We start from the raw sequence: 17,636 nt of genomic DNA, 5'->3' as shown, positions 1-17,636 counted from the left end.
GGACAGGCCGGCCCCCCCGCCGCCCACCCCGCCCGGTACGCGGGCGCCCGGAATGGGCACCCACGTTTTCAGTAATCGGTTTCGACGTAAAGACTGAAGAGGCAGATGCCGATGACCGAAGACGTGCCACCGACCGAGAATGCCGCATATGGGTTTAGCGCGGTCGTAGTCCCCGGCAGGTCGGTCGTGGCGGTGCCGGTCGCCACCGCGCCGGTGACAAGGTCGGTGATCTGATAGGTCACGCTCTGCGTCGTGCCTGGCGGGCTGAACATGGCGATCTCGTAGACGTGCTGACGATCGACGGTCGGCAACGGAAAGCTCGGCCCAAGATCGATCTTGGTCGAGACGCCTGACCCGTCGTTGTGCATGAACTGGATGTTCGTGTCTGCGGCATCCCAGCCCATGCCGGCCTGACTGGTGCGGGACGACGGCTCGACGTCCGTGCCGGCACCGGTCGAGGTGTTCATGCCGACAAAGGCCCGAGTCGTCGCCGTGGCCACTCCGGTTGCAGGTCCCCAACGGCAGATGAAATGGAAACCGCCATCCCCGGCGGCGTTGCTCCCGACGCTAAACTGAGCGGCAGTTCCCCGAAAGCCTGCAAGCGCTGTCGTCGAGGCCGTGGTGACAAGGTATTCGATGCCGCGCATCTTGCTGTAGCGGTTGGTGGACGCCCAGTTCTTGACCGTGCCGGTTCCTGCGGCATTCAGCACGATCCCCATCGTATTGACCGTGGTCCCGTTACCGGTCGGAAGCGCATAAGCAATCTTGTTGCGGGCCAGGTGGGGCTGAAGCGAGGTATCAAGGCCACTCGGCCCGATGGCAGCAGGCAGAAGCCGCCCGGCGACCGACCGCCCGAAAAGCTTCAGCCCTCCCGCCGCCGGGGTGACGGGGGTCGCGATAGCGGGAAGCCGAAGCTGGCCGCCCTCGATCTCCACATCGGCCGCGCCCGCAAAGGTCCCGGCGTTATTCCACTGGATTTCGCCCGACGCACCGCCCGGTGCACCCCCGCCCCCACCCCCCGGAGCGGCCCAGGTCCCGTCCGCGCGCAGGAAGTTCACCGTGCCGCCGTCCGAGGCCGGGGCCAGCCCCGCCGCCCCACTGGTGACCAGCGGCAGCGTGGCATCCGTCCCGGTGTCGCTGGCGATGACCCGGGTCGCGGCGTCATAGCTCAGGTTCGTCGCCCCCCCGCCCCCGGCGGCCGAGATCGTCAGCGCATTCCCCGAATCGTTGTAGCTCAGCGAGATGTTTGCCCCCGCCACCAGAAGCGCCGCCACGCGGTCATCCACCGCTTCGGCAAAGTCGCTGATGCTGCTGGCGGCCTGCGTGCCGGTATGGGTCACCCGGTCCCGCAGGGCCGCGTCGGTCGCGTTCATGGTGGCTCCGCTGGCGATCCCGTCCAGCTTTGTCTTGTCGGCACCGGACATGAACCCGGCCACGCTGGTGGTCGCAGCGGCATGAAGGGTGCCCCCCCGCCCGGTTGCCGTGGGCAGTATCGTTGAACCGCGCCGCGGGCAAAGTGCCCGCGCCAAGATCGCTGGCCGATCCGCTGGTCGCCACCGCCGCCAGCCCGGTGATCGTTGTCACGGCCTGCGTCCCGGTATGGGTCGCGCGGTCGCGCAATGCCGCGTCCGTGGCGTTGGCCGTCGCCCCGTCCGCCACGTTCAGGATGGCCCGCGCCTGCGCCGGCGTCATCACCTCTGGCGCTCCGGTGCCCGCAGTGTCACGGCCCAGGAAGCTGTCCGTCGCTATGCTGGCCAGCTTGCCCAGCGTGATCGCGCCTGGATCCACCGTCCAAACCGCCCCCCCGCCGGAGACGGTGATGTCCCCCTTGTCGCCGTCCGCGACGCCGCCTCCACCGCCGCCAAGGGGCAGGGTCAGCCCGCCCGACCGGACCTTCACCTCTCCGCTCGTGGTATTCAGCCACAGCGTCCCGTTCGGCGGGCTGGCCGGGTCCGCCGCCTGACCGCCCAGACGCAGCGGGGCAGGAAGCGTCACTCGGCCCGTCGCCGCTTCTGCCTCCAGAGCCGTGAACCAGGCGCTGCCGTTGGCACTCACCTTGACGCTGAAGTCATCCGTCCCCGCAGTGCCCATCTCGGCCCGGCCGCCAAAGCCGGTCTGGAACAGAAGGCTCGCCGTGTCCCCTGCCGCAACCTTGTTCAGCTTCAGCTGATGCCCCGAGCCCGCATGGTTCAAGAGCGTCGCCGGTGCCGCGACGGTCAGCCGGTTCACCGCGTCGGCCGCCGCCGCCACGCCCAGTTGCGGCACTGTCAGCGGAGCTTCGGACGGCGTCTTCCACACGGTCCCGTCAAACACCGCCGTCTGTCCCTCGGCCAGGACATGCGCACGCCACCCGGGCAACCCTTGTGTGAACTGCCACCCCGTCTCCGAGAAAAGTGCGATCCTGCCCGCCTGCCCGGCCCAGGCCCCGGTCGCCCCCGCTGCCACGATATGTCGGTCTCCGACGGCAGGTGCCGCCGGAGGCGTTGTGAGCGTCCGGTTGATCACCGAAAGCTGGACGATCAGGTCCAGCGCGATCAGCGCCTCGTTATGGGTCACGTGCTTCTGCGCCTGCGCCGGAAGGATCAGGGGCAGCGACAGGATCGTCGTATCATCGGGCATAGAGTCATCCTTCTGGGATCGCCTTTGCCCGTGACCCTAGGAAAGCTTCCTCAACGCCCGCTCAGCGGCCCGCGCGCTTGGCAGGCCGCGGCGCAACACCCCGCCCGGCGTCATGCCTCGGGCTCCGGCAGCGCGCGCTCGCGCCGCGCCTCGGCCCAGGTGTTCACGCTCACCGCCGCCACGATCAGCGCCCCGCCAAGGATGACGAACCCGTCCACCGGCTCGCTGAAGACCAGCGCACCCAAGAGGCTCGCCAGCAGGATCTGCACGAAGACCACCGGCTGCGTGACCGCCAGTGGCGCCGCCCGGAACGCCCGTGTCATCGTGTAATGCCCCAGCGTAGCCACCACCGCCACCGCCGCCAGCCAGGCCAGCTGGACCCCGGACACCGGCTGCCAGACCCAAAGCGCGATCGGCATCAGGCCCGCCGCCACCGTCAGCGACAACATCGCCACCACAACGCTGGCCGGGGCAAGGGTGCTCAGCCGCTTGGCGTAAAGGTAGCTCACCGCGAAAAGGAAGGTCGCGGCCAGCTGCGAAAGGTGCCCGGCCGTGACCTCCCGCAGCCCGGGCCGCAGGACCACCAGCGCCCCGACCAGCGCCAGAAGCACCGCCAGCACCCGCCCCCGCGACAGACCCTCGCCCAGCAGCAGCGCCGCCAGAACCAGCACGATCACCGGGTTCAGAAAGCTGACCGCCGCGATCTCGGCCACCGGCACCCGCACCACCGCCCAGAACCAGCAGATCACCGCCAGAACGTGAAAGGCACCACGCCAGCCGAAAAGCCGCCAGGTCGACGCCGGAAAGCGCATCCCCCGCGCCGCCCACAGCGCCGGGGCAAGAATCACGAGGCCAAAGGCAAAGCGGATGAAGGCCGACTGTGCCGCCGGCAATTCGGTCCCCAGATGCTTGACGATGCCGTTCACCACGACGAAGGCCAGCGCCGTCGCCGCCATCCACAGAACGCCCTCGACCGGGCGGTTGCCGTCCCTGTCCTCACCCATGCCGCGAACTGACCAGAGCGCGTGGCCCAAGGCAAGCCTGCTGCCATCCTCAGCCGAAGGCCAGCGCCGCCGCGATGGCCCACATCACACAGCCCACCCCGATCTCCAGCCAGACCCAGGCCGAGGGCCTGGCAAAGACCGGTGCCAGCGCCCTTGCGCCAAAGCCCAGCGCGCTGAAGAAGCTCAGGCTCGCCAGCGCCGCCGCCACCCCGAAGGCCACCTGGTGCGGCGCATGCTGGGCCGAGATCGAGCCGATCAGCACCACCGTATCAAGGTAGACATGCGGGTTGGCCCAGGTCAGCAACAGGCAGGTCGCCAGCACCTTGCGCAAGGGCGCCGCCGTCGCCTCGGATGGCCGCAAGGCCTCGCCGCCCCGCGCCGCCGCGCGGAACCGCAACGCGCCGTAGACCAGCAGGAACGCCACCCCAAGCCAGCGCATCGCCTCGCCGAACCAGGGGATCGCCGCGGAAATCGCGCCGAACCCCGCGACCCCGGCCCCGATCAGCACGGCATCCGAGATCGCGCAGACCGCCACCACCGCCGCCACATGCTCGCGCCGAAGGCCCTGCCGCAGCACGAAGGCATTCTGCGCCCCGATCGCGAGGATCAGGCTCAGCGAGACGAAATAGCCGCTGACGAGCGCCTCAAGCATCGGAAAGCCGCCGAAGGGCCGCCATCGCATCGTCCCGACGGTCCCATTGCACGAATAGATGGTCATGGTGGAACCCGGCGATCACATTGCAGCTGATCCCTTCCTTCCCCAGCGCTGTCGCGAAGGCCGCCGTCAGCCCGACCGCCGCAAGGTCGCTTGCCACCGTCAGGCTGATCCGCGCCCATGGGTCGGACTGCATCCCCGCGACCCGCATCGCGGCAAGTGGCGCGACGACGGTCAGCCCCTCGGCCTCGCGCACTGTCGCAAAGGGCTCGATCGAGAGTGAGCCGCCCACCCAGACCGCGAACCCATAGGGCTCTGGATGCAGAACCGGCTCCATCGTCCGCAACAGGATCGTCAGGTCCCGCTCAGCCATGCGTCATCCTTTCTGCCCAAATATCCCCGCCGGAGGCTCCTCCGCCAAAGCCATGCGCAGCGCTTCCAGGACTTGACCTATCGCGGCGGCCTGCCACACTCCAGTTAATCTTTCTGACTGAAGATTAGAGAAGCTAATGTTCGACCGCGCCCAGCTCGCCGCCCTCGCCGCCGTCCATCGCCGCGGCTCATTTGACCTGGCAGCAGCCGAACTCAACGTCACCCCCTCGGCCATCAGCCAGCGCATCAAGGCGCTGGAAGAGGTGACCGGCAGCCTTCTCATCCGCCGCGGCAGCCCTTCGACCGCAACCGACACCGGCCTCCGCCTCATCCGCCACCATGACGAGATCGCGCTCCTCGAAAGCACCCTCGCTGCGGACCTTCCCGGCCTCGCCCCCGGCCCCCAGACCCTGCGGATTGCGGTCAACGCTGACAGTCTCGCCACCTGGGTCATCCCGGCCCTTGCCGAAACCGAGGGCTTCCTCTTTGACCTCGTGATCGACGATCAGGACGTCAGCCAGGACTGGCTCCGGCGGGGTGAAGTGGTTGCCGCCATAACCGCCCATCCCGGGCCGCTTCAGGGCTGCGACACGCTTCCCCTCGGCGCGCTCCGCTACCGCGCCACGGCTTCGCCCGCCTTTCTCGACCGCTGGTTCTCGGATGGCGTGACCGCAGCGGCGCTGGCCAAGGCCCCGGCACTGACCTTCTCGGAAAACGACCGGCTCCAGGAACGCTGGGTTGCACGGCAGGTCGTCGGGCGGCGTCCGGTCCTGCCGACGCACCGCATCGCCTCGTCCCAGGCCTTCGTCGATGCCTGCCTTCACGGCCTCGGCTGGGGCATGAACCCAGAAAACCTCGTCCGGGACGCACTGCGAACCGGCGTGCTGAGGGAACTCGTCCCGGATACGCCACTGGACGTGGCGTTCCACTGGCAGTTCACCCGCCTTGCCGCCCCCGCCCTCTTCCAGGTGACCCGCGCGATCCGCGCCTCCGCCGCGCGCAGCCTCGTGCCCCCCTGAGGCCTACTTCTGCACCGTGCGCAGCCAGGCGATCAGGTCGGCGATCGGTTGGCTGGTCAGCAGCGGCTGCCCCGCATCCGTCCGCAGCGCCACGTCCCTGCCCTCGAAGAACCCGCCCCAGATCGGCATGTCGCTGCCATGCGAGACAAGGGGATCGCGCCCGTCGATCCGCGCCGCCACCCGTTCCAGCGGGAAGACCCCGCCATAGCGCGCGACCAGCGTCGTCAGGTCCGCCGGCGGCACAAGGAGGACCGGCGCCATCGGCCCGTCCCCCGTCGCCTCGCGCCCGTGGCAGACCGCGCAATGCGTCTCGAACAACTGGGCGCCGGACGTGGCATCGCCCGCAACCTCCTCGCCCTCGGCCAGGACCATCCCGCCAAGACACGCAACCGTAACCGCCAACCAGATGCCCCTCATGCCCCGGACCCTCCGTATGTTGCCGGCAAGAGGATCAGACTGATCGCGGACCTGGTCCTTGATGCAGGTCATGCCACGTTGCCGAACCCGGGCTTCAAATGCGAAACGGGGGCGGCTTTCGCCACCCCCGTCGCAGTCCCCCGGAAGGGGAAAGGCTTACGCCAGCGCCAGGTTCACAGCCGATTCACGGCCGTTGCGATCCTGCTCAATGTCATAGGTCACGGCCTGCCCATCGGGCAGCGACCGGATCCCGGCACGCTCCAGCGCGGTGACGTGGACGAACACGTCCTTCGATCCGCCTGCGGGGGCGATGAAGCCGAAACCCTTGGTGGCGTTGAACCATTTCACGGTGCCATTGGCCATCGTGATATCTCCTGTCAAATATGCCACCCGCGAGCTTGCGATGGCCTGGCCCAGTGTCGTCACGATCGAGAAACTGAGGGCCGAAGCAGACAGCAGAACGAAAGAGAAGAAGCTACGCCCTCTGCACATGCGCTCTCCCGGCGCACAATACAAGGGGCAAGGCGCAGAAGACCTGCCGCCGCGCCGATTTCTTCGAAGAAATCGGACCGGAGCCTTCAAAGGCTCCGCCGCGGAATTTTCGAAGATTCCGCGCACGCCCGGGACAGCGCGGGGCCGACAGACCCTAAAGCTGCGCCGCCACGTCTTCAGGGACGTCGAAGTTGTGCGTCACCGTCTGAACGTCGTCGTCCTCTTCCAATAGGTCGACCAGACGCATCAGCTTCTGCGCGGTATCCAGATCAACCTCGGTCCGCGACTGCGGCCGCCAGACGAGCTTTGATTCCGTCGATTCCCCCAGAGCCTTTTCCAGCGCGTCCGAGACTTCAGAGAGGTTCTCGACCTGGCAGTAGATCCAGTGCCCGTCCTCGTCCGACTCGACATCATCCGCGCCCGCGTCCAGCGCGGCCATCATCACGTCATCTGCCGACCCGACCGAGGCGGGGTAGGAAATCTCGCCCACCCGGTCAAAGCTGTGTGCGACGCTGCCCGTGGTGCCAAGGTTCCCGCCACACTTGGTGAAATAGCTCCGCACGTTCGACGCGGTGCGGTTCAGGTTGTCGGTCATCGCCTCGACGATGATCGCGATCCCGTTCACGCCGTAGCCCTCATAGCGGATCTCGGTGTAATCCGCCCCGTCGCCCATCTGGCTCTTCTTGATCGCGCGGTCGATCACGTCCTTCGGCATCGACTGCGCCTTCGCCGCCTTGACGGCCAGCCGCAGGCGCGGGTTCATGTCCGGGTCGGGCATCCCCATCTTGGCCGCGACTGTGATTTCCTTCGACAGCTTGGAAAACATCTTCGAGCGCAGCTTGTCCTGCTTGCCCTTGCGATGCTGGATGTTCGCCCATTTCGAATGGCCTGCCATTTGGCCCTACCTCGGTCCCATTTCGGTGATGGCGTCCTCTACACCGGCCCCGCGGCGAAGGGCAACCCCCGCGCCCGCAAAGCTCGCTGCGCTCGACGCAGAGGCGAGGAGAAGACGAAGTCGCACGACGAGCCGCCCGTCAGAGCGGCCAGATCACCGGGATCAGCGCGCAGGCGACCAGCATTACGACGATGTTCAAGGGCAGCCCGACCCGCGTGAAGTCGGTGAAGCGATAGCCCCCCGGCCCATAGACCATCATGTTGGTCTGATAGCCGACCGGCGTGGCAAAGGCGAGCGTGGCCGAAAACATCACCGCCACCACGAAAGGCCGCGGGTCGTGGCCAAGCTTTTCTGCAAGCTCGATGGCGATGGGCGTGTAGATCACCGCGACCGCGTTGTTCGACAGGAACTCGGTCAGGATCAGCCCGATCAGGTAGACCGCAAGGATCAGAAGGAAGGGTCCCAGGTTCTCCAGCCAGGGCGCGACCGCCGCCACGATCATCGCCACCGCGCCGGACTGGTCCAGCCCCTCGCCCACGGCAAGCATCGCGAAGATCATCGCCAGCAGCCGCCCGTCGACGAAAGAGAACGCTTCGTCGCTGTCCACGCAATGCGTGACCAGGATGATCGCCACCCCGATCAGCGCAAGGGGCAGGATCGGCGCCACATCCAGCGCCGCCAGCCCCACAATCAGCGCCAGCGCCGCCAGCGCGATCGGCGCCTTGGCACGGCGATAGGCCATGACCCGCGGACGGCTGATGTCGACGAGGTCCATGTCCGCCGCCAGCCGCTGGATGTCCTCGATCGCGCCTTCCAGAAGCAGCGTGTCGCCCACCCGCACCAAAAGGTCATCCAGCTGCCGCCCGATGTTCTGGTTCCGCCGGTGCACCGCCAGCACATAGACGCCATAGCGCCGCCGGATCCGCATGTCACCCAGCCGCTGACCCTCCATGCGGCAGCCGGGGCCGATCAGCACCTCGACCGTCTCGGTCTTCACCGAACTGAGCTTGTCGACCAGATGCACGTCCTTCCGCGCCTGCAGACCCATCAGTTCCGCCATCTCGGTCCGCAAGACCACCCGGTCCCCCGCAGCCAGCGTCACCCCCGCAAGGTCCCGCCGCAGCGAGGCATCGCCCCTCAGCACGTCGATCACCCGCACGCCCTCGCGCTTGAAGATGTCGACATCCAGCACCGCCTTGCCGATCAGGCTGCTGTCCTCGGGGACCGCGACCTCGGTGAAGAATTTCATCTTCCGCCGGTCGTTCAGCAGAACACCCATCGACTGCCGGACCGGCAGAAGACGGTTACCGAACAGCGCCAGGAACAGCCCCCCGGCAATCGTCACCGCGATCCCCAGGGGCGCGATCTCGAACAGGCCGAAATGCTCCAGCCCCTGATCCGCCGCGACCCCGTCGACCAGGATGTTGGTCGAGGTGCCGATCAGCGTGATCATGCCCCCCAAGACAGTGATATAGCTCAAGGGGATCAACAGCTTGGACGGTGCCGTCCCCAGCTTCACCGCCAGCTGGATCACCACCGGGATCATCACCGCGACCAGGGGCGTGTTGTTCATGAAGGCCGAGGCGACGGCAATCGTGCCGAAAAGGACGGCAATCGTCGTCTTCGGCCGCTCGCCGACATGCCGCTCAGCCGCGGCGATGACCATCTCGACCGCCCCGGTCCTGACCAGCCCCCCCATCACCAGGAACATCAGCGCAATCGTCCAGGGCGCGGGGTTCGAAAGGACCGAGGTCGCCTCCTTCACCGGCAGGATACCCAGCACCATCATCGCCGCAGCCCCGCCGATGGCCGTCACCTCCACCGGCGTGCGCTCCAGCACAAAAAGGACGAACATCACTCCAAGGATCGCCAGAGCGACCCAAGGCGCTGCTTCCGCCGGGATCTCCAGTCCGAACATCAGGCCTCCACAGTCCTTGCCCGTTCCCTCGGCTGCACCAGCGCCACGCCCGCCAGCATCACCAGAAGCGCCAGCCAGACCATAGGCTCGAACCGTTCGCCCAGAAGGACCATCGCCCAGATCACCCCGGTCCCCGTCACCAGATAGGCCGTCTGCGAGGCAAAGACCGACCCCGCCTTCCCCGCCAGCCACACATAGGACGCATAGACCAGCGCATGGACCACCGAACTGATCACCAGCGCAACTTCCGGGCGCCCCGGCGGAAACGGGTCCACCCACTGCCCGGTTCCCAGCGCAAGCGGCGCTACCAGCACCGCGCCCAGCAGCGACACGCCGAACATCGCCTGCACTGCATCCATACCCGCAGTCCCGTTCTTCGCGACCCAGTTCGCCTCGATCGCATAGAAGAACGGCCCCACCATCGCGATCGCGACCCAGACCAGATCCACCGCCGCGCCCCCCGGGCTCGCGATCAGCGCCACCCCGAGGATGCCCAACCCCAGCCCCGCCGCCCGTTCCTTCGAGAACCGGTCGATCCCCAGCGCCAGCGCCATCGGAAAGGCAATCAGCGGCACCGTCGCGATCAGGATCGACATGATCCCCGCCGGCAGTCGCGCCACCGCTGCATAGAAGGTCGCGTTGGGAATGATCGTGCCGATGAAGGCGATGACGACATAGAATCGAAAGGCCTCGCGCGTCAGGACCAGACCCTTGCGACGCACCGCACAGACCGCCCCCAGGGCCAGCGCTCCCACCACCAGCTGCCAGAAGATCAGCCCAAACGGCTGATGCCCGGTCGATGTGGCGATCTTCCCCAGGCTCTGGGTCGACCCCCAGCCCACGCCCAGCACCACCAGCACCAGCACAAAGAACCAGCGGCTCGCGAAGAACGAGCCTCCTTCCCCCCTCGCGGGCGAAGGATGGGGTGGGGGGGCCGCCGCAACCTCGGTCAAGGCAAGGCCTCCTGCAGCCGCCCGCCGACGCGGATCATCCGCACCTTCGCCGCCAGCCCTGTCCGGTCATCCGTTTCGACATAGACCCCCGACAGCGTCGCCTCGCCGCCTGCCGGCTCGAACCGCCCCTTGGCCATACCGGTGATGAACCGGCGCAGGGGCTCCAGCTTCTCCATCCCGATGACGCTGTCGTAATCGCCGCACATGCCCGCGTCCGACTGATAGGCCGTGCCCTTGGGCAGGATCATCGCATCGGCCGTCGGCACATGCGTATGGGTGCCAACGACCAGCGAAGCCATCCCGTCGCACCAATGGCCCATGCCCATCTTTTCGGATGTCGCCTCGGCGTGGAAATCCACCACCGCCGCCTGCACCACACCGCCCAGCGTATGCGCCTTCAGCACCGCCTCCAGCGCCGAGAACGGGTCATCGAAGGGCCGCTTCATGAACACCTGCCCCAGCGCCTGCGTCACCAGAACCTTCCGTCCCTGCGTCGCCTCGAAGACCCGCGCCCCCCGCCCCGGCGCCACCTTGGAAAAGTTCAGCGGCCTTACGATCCGCGGCTCCTGCTCGATGAAGGTCAGCATGTCCTTCTGGTCAAAGGCATGGTCGCCCAGCGTCAGGCAATCCGCCCCCGCCGCCAGCAACTCCTTCGCGTGGTCCCCGGTGATCCCGGCACCCTGGCTCGCGTTCTCGCCATTGACCACGACGAAGTCGAGGCCCCAGGCCGCCCTTAGGCCGGGCAACCGCTCGATCACCGCCGTCCGGCCCGACCGGCCCATCACATCGCCAAGGAAGAGAAGTCTCATGGCCCCCCGATTAGGCGCGGGGCGCTGTTCCGGCAAGCGAATTGGCGGCGAAAGGGGAAGAAATTTCTCCGAAAAGCCCAAGCTTCCGGCATCCGCCACGCCTTGCGGGAAAACCGCCCGCAAAGAAGAATTTTCGCCGAAAAATCTTCGCCCCGCCCCGACCTTTCGCACCTTATGGTTAACGCAATCCGGCCGCCCACCAGGGCAAGACAGACGGAAGACGGAAGGAAGACACAAGGAAGACGCCCGGAAGACCCATGTTTTTCAGCCGGATCAGCAGGTTAACCCGGCGCACGCCCCCACCCCGTTCCCCAAACCGCACCACCGCGTTATCTCTTCCTTCATGACGCCGCTGCCGCCCGCCTTGACCGCCTGGTTTGCCGCCAAAGGCTGGACCCTCCACCCCCACCAGATGGAGATGCTGGCCCTCAGCGCCGATCCCGCCACCCTTCTCATCGCGCCCACCGGCGGCGGCAAGACCCTCGCAGGCTTTCTGCCCACCCTGGCCGAACTTGGCACGAACCCAGCCCCCGGCCTTCACACCCTCTACGTCTCGCCCCTCAAGGCTCTCACCGCCGATATCCGTCGAAACCTCGGCACGCCCATCGAGGGCGCGGGCCTGAAGATCAGGGTCGAGGACCGGACCGGCGACACCTCCTACACCCAGCGCCGCCGCCAGCGCGCCGACCCGCCGCATATCCTCCTGACCACGCCGGAAAGCCTCGCCCTTCTCCTCAGCTACGAAGACGCCCCCCGGATTTTCGCAGGATTGCAAAGGGTAATCATCGACGAAATCCACGCGCTGGCTGAATCCAAGCGCGGCGACCAGCTGGTCCTCCAGATCGCCCGCCTCCAGACCCTGAACCCCGGCCTCCGCCGTGTCGGCCTCTCTGCCACGGTCGAGAACCCCCCGGCCCTCGCCCGCTTCCTTGCGCCTGCAACCACGATCCTTCAGGCTGACCCCGGCCCCGACCCCGACATCTCGATGCTGGAAACCGATGCCCCGCCCCCATGGTCGGGCGGCGGTGGCCGCTATGCCATCCCCGCGATCCTGAACGAGATCACGCGCCACCGCACGACCCTCATCTTCCACAACACCCGCGCGCAGGCGGAGCTTTTCTTTCACGACCTCTGGCTACAGAACACCGACGACCTGCCCATCGGCATCCACCACGGCAGCCTTGCCCGCGAACAGCGCGAGCGCGTGGAACAGGCGATGACCGCTGGCGCGTTGCGCGCCGTCGTCTGCACCGGCTCGCTCGACCTCGGGATCGACTGGGGCGATGTCGACCTCGTCATCCAGGTCGGCGCGCCGAAGAACGTGAAACGCCTCGTGCAAAGGATCGGCCGTGCCAACCACCGCTACAACGCACCCTCGAAGGCCCTCCTCGTTCCGGCGAACCGCTTCGAGGTCGTGGAATGCCAGGCCGCCCTTGATGCCGTCCGCGACCATGACCTCGACGGCGAACCGCGCGGCCCCGGGCCCCGCGATGTCCTCTGCCAGCACATCCTCGCCACCGCCTGCGCCGGCCCGTTCGACGCGGGTGACCTTTACCGCGAGGTCATCACCGCCGGCCCCTATGCCCTTCTGACGCAAGCAGAATTCGACGCCTGCCTCGATTTCGTCGCCACCGGCGGCTATGCGCTCAGGGCCTATGACCGCTGGCAGCGATTGAAGTTAACGAACGGTAAATGGCACCTCCGCGACCCCCGCGCCGCCGCCCTGATCCGCCAGAACCTCGGCACGATCATCGACATCGAAACCCTGAAGGTCCGGCTCAGGAACCAGTTCGGCGGCACCCCCCTGGGCGAGGTCGAGGAAAGCTTCGCCGCCACCCTCACCCCAGGCGACACCTTCCTGATCGGCGGCCAGATCGTCCGATACGAAGGACTTCGCGAAATGACGGTCGAGGTCTCGCGCACCCCGGGCCGCGACCCGAAAGTCGCCGTCTTCAACGGCACGAAGTTTGCCACTTCCACGCTCCTGACAGACCGCATCCTGGAAATCTTCCAGCAGCCCAACTGGCCCGACCTCCCCGCCCACACCGCCTGGTGGCTGGCCAAACAGCGTGAGGTTTCGCGCCTCCCCGACCCCCACTCCCTCCTTCTCGAAAGCTTCCCCCACGACGGGCGCGAGCACCTTGTCGTCTACGGCTTCGCCGGCCGGAACGCCCAGCAGACCCTCGGCCTTCTGGTGACAAAACAGATGGAATCCCAAGGCCTTGCCCCCCTGGGCTTCGTCGCCACCGACTATGCCACCCTGATCTGGGGCCTCGACCCCGTCACCGACCCCGCCCCCCTCTTCGACGTGGAGGCCCTCCGCGAAGGCCTCGACACCTGGCTATCGGGCAACGCCGTGATGAAACGCACCTTCCGCGCGACCGCCATCATTTCCGGCCTAATCGAGCGCAGCCACCAGGGCCGCCGCAAGACCGGGCGGCAGGCAACGTTCTCTTCAGACATTCTTTACGACACGCTGCGAAAGTATGACCCCGACCACCTGCTCCTCCAGATCACACGGGAAGAGGCGCTCCGTGGCCTGATCGACTTTTCCCGGATCGAAGGGATGCTTGCCCGCGTCGGCTCGCGGATCGACCTCATCCGCCTGCCCCGCGTCACCCCCCTCGCGGCACCGCTTTTCTTCGAACCGGGCCGCATCCCCGTGCAGGGCGAAGGCCGCGACCGCCTCGCCAGCGCGCAGGCGCAGGCGCTGATGGAGGCTGCGGGCCTCACCTGAGCCCTTCCTTTCTGCCCAGATATCCCCGCCGGAGGCTCCGCCCTTGCCACCGGCGCAGCGCCGGGGCATGCAGGCACCCATGCACCACGCGCTCTTCTTCCATGGCGAAACGCTGCACCTCCTGCCGTCCGGGGGCCTCTTCTGGCCGGCCCGCCAGACCCTTACCGTCTCCGACCTTCACCTCGGAAAATCCGAACGCCTCGCCCGCCGCGGGGGCGCACTCCTTCCGCCCTATGAAACCCAGGCGACGCTGGAAAAGCTCGACCGCGATCTCGAGGCGACCCGGGCCGAGACGGTGATCTGCCTCGGCGACAGCTTCGACGACCTCGCCGCCCTCGACGGGCTGGAGGAATCCGCCCGCCTCTGGCTTGCCCGCCTCATGGCCGGCCGCGACTGGACCTGGATCACCGGCAATCACGATCCCGGTCCGGTTGAGATCGGCGGCACCCACCGTGCCGAGCTGAAGCTCACGCCCTTCACCTTCCGCCACATCGCTGATCCGCAGGAAAAGGCAGAGATTTCAGGGCACTACCACCCCAAGGCCCGTCTTGCCGGTCAGTCGAAGCCCTGCTTCCTGGCCGACTCGGCCCGGATGATCCTGCCCGCCTATGGGGTCTACACCGGCGGCCTCAAGGCACAGGATGCCAGCCTGACCGCACTCATGGCTCCCGACGCACTGGCCATCCTGACCGGCACCCGCGCCCTGGCCATCCCCATGCCGCGCTGAGCGACGAGCGCCCGAAGGGCGACGAGGAGTGTTTCAGGCCGTCAGCCCCTCGGGCTCGGTCAGCCCATGCGCCCGGCAGCAGGCGGTCAGCGTGTTGGCCAGAAGGCAGGCAATCGTCATCGGCCCGACCCCGCCCGGCACCGGCGTGATCGCCCCCGCCACCTTGGCCGCGCTCTCGTAATGGACGTCGCCCACCAGCTTCGCCTTGCCGTCCCGCTCGATCCGGTTGATCCCGACGTCGATCACCGTCGCCCCCGGGCGCACCATGTCGCCGGTGATCATCTCCGGCCGCCCGACCGCCGCGACCAGGATATCCGCACGTTTACACACCTCGGCCAAATCCTTGGTCCGGCTGTGCGCGATGGTCACCGTGCAACTGTCGCCCAGAAGAAGCTGCGCCATCGGCTTGCCGACGATGTTCGACCGGCCAACCACCACGGCATTCAGGCCCGCAAGCTTCCCATGATGATCCCGCAGCATCATCAGGCAACCCAGCGGCGTACAGGGCACCATGCTCTTCTGCCCGGTCCCCAGAAGCCCGACGTTCGAAATGTGGAATCCGTCCACGTCCTTGGCCGGGTTGATCCGGTTGATGACAAGCTCCGAGTTCAGGTGACCCGGAAGCGGCAACTGTACGAGAATCCCATGCACTTTTGGATCAGCGTTCAGCTTGTCGATCAGCGCCAGAAGGTCGGCTTCCGACGTGTCGGCCGAGAGCCGATGTTCGAATGATGCCATTCCGACCTCGATGGTCGAAGCATGCTTGTTCCTGACGTAGACCTGTGACGCCGGGTCTTCGCCCACCAGTACCACCGCAAGGCCGGGCTGCAACCCGTGCTCCTCGCGCAGCCGCGCCACATGCGCCGCAACCTCTGCCCGCACCCTGGCCGCAAAGGCCTTGCCGTCGATCACCTTGGCCGTCATCGGATCATCCCTTCCGCAAGCTGTCCGGTCCAAGCTTGCTTTCCTCGCGCGCGATGGACCAGTCGATCAGCCGCCGCCAGAGCTTCTCCACCAGTTCGGGCGGCAGCCCGTAGGTGGCGGCATGGCGGCGGACATTTCCCACCACTTCCTCGACGCGGGCCTCTATCCGGGCGGGCAGGTCCACCTGCGCCTTGATTTCGGCCGCGCGATCGATATAGCCCGCACGTTCTGCGAACAGCCGGACGAGGTCTTCGTCCAGCCGGTCAATCTCGGCCCGGATCTGGGCCATGTTGGTGCAGTCGGCGGGCTTCGGCATCATCGTCTCCCTGCGAAAGGCTCCCCCGAGATAAGGGGAGCCCCGCGAAAGGGCAATGCGACGATCAGAACAGCCCCTCGACCTGGCCTGCGTCGTTCAGCCGGATCACCTCGGCCGAAGGCACCTTGGGCAGGCCCGGCATGGTCATGATCTCACCGCAGATCACCACGATGAATCCGGCACCCGCCGAAAGCCGCACCTCGCGGACCGGAACCGAGTGGCCGGTCGGCGCGCCGCGCACGTTCGGGTCGGTGGTGAAGCTGTACTGGGTCTTTGCCATGCAGATCGGCAGGTGGCCGTAACCGGCGGCTTCCCAGGCCTTCAGCTGGTCGCGGATCGACTTGTCGGCGATCACCTCATCCGCGTGGTAGATGCGCTTGGCGATGGTCTCGACCTTCTGGAACAAGGGCATCTCGTCGGGGTAGAGCGGCGCGAAGTGGCTGGCGCCGCTTTCGGCCAGGGCCACGACCTTCTTCGCCAGATCCTCGATCCCGGCCGAGCCATTGGCCCAGTGCTTGCAGAGGATCGCCTCGGCCCCCTGCTCGGCGACATAGGCCTTCACCGCCGCCACTTCCGCATCGGTGTCGGAATAGAAGTGGTTGATCGCCACGACCACCGGGACACCGAAGGATTTCACGTTGGCGATGTGGCGGCCAAGGTTGGGGCAGCCCTTTTTCACGGCGTCCACGTTCTCGGCCCCAAGGTCGGCCTTGGCGACGCCGCCGTTCATCTTCATCGCGCGGACCGTGGCCACGATCACCGCCGCCGCCGGCTTCAGCCCGGCCTTGCGGCACTTGATGTCAAAGAACTTCTCGGCCCCGAGGTCGGCGCCGAAGCCGGCTTCGGTCACCACATACTCGCCCAGCTTCAGCGCGGTCTTGGTCGCGATGACCGAGTTGCAGCCGTGGGCGATGTTCGCAAACGGGCCGCCATGCACGAAGGCCGGGTTGTTTTCCAGCGTCTGCACCAGGTTCGGCTGCATCGCGTCCTTCAGAAGCACCGTCATCGCGCCATCGGCCTTGATGTCGCGGCAGTAGATCGGCTTCTTGTCGCGGGTATAGGCGACGACGATGTCGCCCAGCCGCTTCTGCAGGTCCTCAAGGTCGTTTGAGAGGCACAGGATCGCCATGACCTCGGAGGCCACGGTGATGTCGAACCCGGTCTGGCGCGGGAAGCCGTTCGACACGCCGCCCAGGTTGACGACGATGTCACGCAGCGCGCGGTCGTTCATGTCCATGACACGGCGCCACACCACGCGGCGGGCGTCGATGTTCAGCTCATTGCCCCAGTAGATGTGGTTGTCGATCATCGCCGACAGAAGGTTGTGGGCCGATGTGATCGCGTGGAAGTCACCGGTGAAGTGAAGGTTCATCTCCTCCATCGGAACAACCTGCGCCATCCCACCGCCAGCCGCGCCGCCCTTCATCCCGAAGTTCGGGCCAAGGCTTGCCTCGCGGATGCAGACCACCGCCTTCTTGCCGATCCGGTTAAGCCCGTCGCCCAGACCCACGGTGGTCGTGGTCTTGCCCTCGCCCGCCGGGGTCGGGTTGATCGCGGTCACGAGGACCAGCTTGCCATCAGGGCGCCCGGCCAGCGACTTGATGAACTCCTGGCCCACCTTCGCCTTGTCATGGCCATAGGGCAGAAGATGCTCGGCCGGGATGCCCAGTTTGGCGCCGATTTCCATGATCGGCTTCTTCTTCGCCTCGCGCGCAATCTCGATGTCGGTCTTGAAGGCCATTCTGCGTCTCCCCCTCGGGCTTATGTGCCGGCACATGT

At 66.9% G+C, this 17,636-nt stretch carries 16 protein-coding genes; 3 read left to right on the top strand and 13 right to left on the bottom strand.

Annotated elements, in window-relative coordinates:
- Positions 1-1,278: 1,278 nt before the first annotated feature.
- From AC2D9V_RS09765 to AC2D9V_RS09750, 4 genes are all read right to left on the bottom strand, one after another.
- Entirely contained in the window at positions 1,279-2,619 is a 1,341-nt protein-coding gene (locus AC2D9V_RS09765) for a DUF2793 domain-containing protein (protein WP_484713880.1), read from the bottom strand.
- Positions 2,620-2,729: 110 nt separating this feature from the next.
- Positions 2,730-3,623, bottom strand: a complete 894-nt coding sequence (locus tag AC2D9V_RS09760; protein WP_484713879.1) for a DMT family transporter — start codon at positions 3,621-3,623, stop codon at positions 2,730-2,732.
- Between the two features lie 49 nt (positions 3,624-3,672).
- A complete protein-coding gene (locus tag AC2D9V_RS09755; protein WP_484714477.1) occupies positions 3,673-4,275 on the bottom strand; it encodes a LysE/ArgO family amino acid transporter in 603 nt (200 codons plus the stop codon).
- Positions 4,268-4,651, bottom strand: coding sequence for an ACT domain-containing protein (locus AC2D9V_RS09750; RefSeq protein ID WP_484713878.1), 384 nt, complete (start codon positions 4,649-4,651; stop codon positions 4,268-4,270). The genes AC2D9V_RS09755 and AC2D9V_RS09750 overlap by 8 nt, the downstream gene beginning before the upstream one ends.
- 136 nt (positions 4,652-4,787) lie before the next feature.
- On the opposite strand from AC2D9V_RS09750, the gene AC2D9V_RS09745 reads away from it, so the two are divergent.
- Positions 4,788-5,669: a LysR family transcriptional regulator ArgP gene (locus AC2D9V_RS09745; protein ID WP_484713877.1), complete on the top strand. Its 882-nt coding sequence runs from the start codon at positions 4,788-4,790 to the stop codon at positions 5,667-5,669.
- Positions 5,670-5,672: 3 nt separating this feature from the next.
- Here the strand turns inward: AC2D9V_RS09745 and AC2D9V_RS09740 are convergent, their stop codons facing one another.
- From AC2D9V_RS09740 to AC2D9V_RS09715, 6 genes are all read right to left on the bottom strand, one after another.
- Complete coding sequence (locus AC2D9V_RS09740; RefSeq protein WP_484713876.1) at positions 5,673-6,086, bottom strand: c-type cytochrome; 414 nt, start codon at positions 6,084-6,086, stop codon at positions 5,673-5,675.
- A gap of 156 nt (positions 6,087-6,242) precedes the next feature.
- Positions 6,243-6,449 carry a cold-shock protein gene (locus AC2D9V_RS09735; RefSeq protein WP_103258861.1) on the bottom strand — a complete coding sequence of 69 codons (207 nt, stop codon included), beginning with the start codon at positions 6,447-6,449 and terminating at the stop codon, positions 6,243-6,245.
- A gap of 283 nt (positions 6,450-6,732) precedes the next feature.
- Positions 6,733-7,473 carry a YebC/PmpR family DNA-binding transcriptional regulator gene (locus AC2D9V_RS09730; protein WP_484713875.1) on the bottom strand — a complete coding sequence of 247 codons (741 nt, stop codon included), beginning with the start codon at positions 7,471-7,473 and terminating at the stop codon, positions 6,733-6,735.
- Positions 7,474-7,612: 139 nt separating this feature from the next.
- Complete coding sequence (locus AC2D9V_RS09725) at positions 7,613-9,391, bottom strand: SLC13 family permease (protein ID WP_484713874.1); 1,779 nt, start codon at positions 9,389-9,391, stop codon at positions 7,613-7,615.
- Positions 9,391-10,344 (bottom strand): DMT family transporter, encoded by a 954-nt coding sequence (locus AC2D9V_RS09720; RefSeq protein ID WP_484713873.1) that lies wholly within the window; start codon positions 10,342-10,344, stop codon positions 9,391-9,393. The genes AC2D9V_RS09725 and AC2D9V_RS09720 overlap by 1 nt, the downstream gene beginning before the upstream one ends.
- Positions 10,341-11,153 carry a TIGR00282 family metallophosphoesterase gene (locus AC2D9V_RS09715; protein ID WP_484713872.1) on the bottom strand — a complete coding sequence of 271 codons (813 nt, stop codon included), beginning with the start codon at positions 11,151-11,153 and terminating at the stop codon, positions 10,341-10,343. The genes AC2D9V_RS09720 and AC2D9V_RS09715 overlap by 4 nt, the downstream gene beginning before the upstream one ends.
- A gap of 343 nt (positions 11,154-11,496) precedes the next feature.
- Here AC2D9V_RS09715 and AC2D9V_RS09710 point away from each other — a divergent pair, with 343 nt between their 5' ends.
- Together AC2D9V_RS09710 and pdeM are read left to right on the top strand one after the other, a co-directional pair.
- Positions 11,497-13,890 carry a ligase-associated DNA damage response DEXH box helicase gene (locus AC2D9V_RS09710; RefSeq protein ID WP_484713871.1) on the top strand — a complete coding sequence of 798 codons (2,394 nt, stop codon included), beginning with the start codon at positions 11,497-11,499 and terminating at the stop codon, positions 13,888-13,890.
- A 79-nt stretch (positions 13,891-13,969) separates the two neighbouring features.
- Positions 13,970-14,617: a ligase-associated DNA damage response endonuclease PdeM gene (gene pdeM / locus AC2D9V_RS09705; RefSeq protein WP_484713870.1), complete on the top strand. Its 648-nt coding sequence runs from the start codon at positions 13,970-13,972 to the stop codon at positions 14,615-14,617.
- A 33-nt stretch (positions 14,618-14,650) separates the two neighbouring features.
- Here pdeM and folD read toward each other — a convergent pair whose 3' ends face one another.
- From folD to AC2D9V_RS09690, 3 genes are all read right to left on the bottom strand, one after another.
- The gene (gene folD, locus AC2D9V_RS09700; RefSeq protein WP_484713869.1) at positions 14,651-15,541 is read right to left on the bottom strand and encodes a bifunctional methylenetetrahydrofolate dehydrogenase/methenyltetrahydrofolate cyclohydrolase FolD; all 891 of its coding nucleotides are present in this window, start codon (positions 15,539-15,541) and stop codon (positions 14,651-14,653) included.
- Between the two features lie 4 nt (positions 15,542-15,545).
- Positions 15,546-15,857: a chorismate mutase gene (locus AC2D9V_RS09695; RefSeq protein WP_484713868.1), complete on the bottom strand. Its 312-nt coding sequence runs from the start codon at positions 15,855-15,857 to the stop codon at positions 15,546-15,548.
- Positions 15,858-15,921: 64 nt separating this feature from the next.
- On the bottom strand, positions 15,922-17,598 hold the full coding sequence (locus AC2D9V_RS09690; RefSeq protein ID WP_484713867.1) for a formate--tetrahydrofolate ligase: 1,677 nt from the start codon (positions 17,596-17,598) through the stop codon (positions 15,922-15,924).
- Positions 17,599-17,636 lie beyond the last annotated feature (38 nt).

Source organism: Tabrizicola sp. T46, from assembly GCF_057219895.1.
This window is presented reverse-complemented; position numbering and strand designations above follow the sequence as displayed.

Excerpts from the sequence above, each read along its gene's own strand:
- AC2D9V_RS09765 (WP_484713880.1), bottom strand. The coding sequence starts at position 2,619 with ATGCCCGATGATACGACGATCCTGTCGCTGCCCCTGATCCTTCCGGCG.
- AC2D9V_RS09760 (WP_484713879.1), bottom strand. The coding sequence starts at position 3,623 with ATGGGTGAGGACAGGGACGGCAACCGCCCGGTCGAGGGCGTTCTGTGG.
- AC2D9V_RS09755 (WP_484714477.1), bottom strand. The coding sequence starts at position 4,275 with ATGCTTGAGGCGCTCGTCAGCGGCTATTTCGTCTCGCTGAGCCTGATC.
- AC2D9V_RS09750 (WP_484713878.1), bottom strand. The coding sequence starts at position 4,651 with ATGGCTGAGCGGGACCTGACGATCCTGTTGCGGACGATGGAGCCGGTT.
- AC2D9V_RS09745 (WP_484713877.1), top strand. The coding sequence starts at position 4,788 with ATGTTCGACCGCGCCCAGCTCGCCGCCCTCGCCGCCGTCCATCGCCGC.
- AC2D9V_RS09740 (WP_484713876.1), bottom strand. The coding sequence starts at position 6,086 with ATGAGGGGCATCTGGTTGGCGGTTACGGTTGCGTGTCTTGGCGGGATG.
- AC2D9V_RS09735 (WP_103258861.1), bottom strand. The coding sequence starts at position 6,449 with ATGGCCAATGGCACCGTGAAATGGTTCAACGCCACCAAGGGTTTCGGC.
- AC2D9V_RS09730 (WP_484713875.1), bottom strand. The coding sequence starts at position 7,473 with ATGGCAGGCCATTCGAAATGGGCGAACATCCAGCATCGCAAGGGCAAG.
- AC2D9V_RS09725 (WP_484713874.1), bottom strand. The coding sequence starts at position 9,391 with ATGTTCGGACTGGAGATCCCGGCGGAAGCAGCGCCTTGGGTCGCTCTG.
- AC2D9V_RS09715 (WP_484713872.1), bottom strand. The coding sequence starts at position 11,153 with ATGAGACTTCTCTTCCTTGGCGATGTGATGGGCCGGTCGGGCCGGACG.
- AC2D9V_RS09710 (WP_484713871.1), top strand. The coding sequence starts at position 11,497 with ATGACGCCGCTGCCGCCCGCCTTGACCGCCTGGTTTGCCGCCAAAGGC.
- pdeM (WP_484713870.1), top strand. The coding sequence starts at position 13,970 with ATGCACCACGCGCTCTTCTTCCATGGCGAAACGCTGCACCTCCTGCCG.
- folD (WP_484713869.1), bottom strand. The coding sequence starts at position 15,541 with ATGACGGCCAAGGTGATCGACGGCAAGGCCTTTGCGGCCAGGGTGCGG.
- AC2D9V_RS09695 (WP_484713868.1), bottom strand. The coding sequence starts at position 15,857 with ATGCCGAAGCCCGCCGACTGCACCAACATGGCCCAGATCCGGGCCGAG.
- AC2D9V_RS09690 (WP_484713867.1), bottom strand. The coding sequence starts at position 17,598 with ATGGCCTTCAAGACCGACATCGAGATTGCGCGCGAGGCGAAGAAGAAG.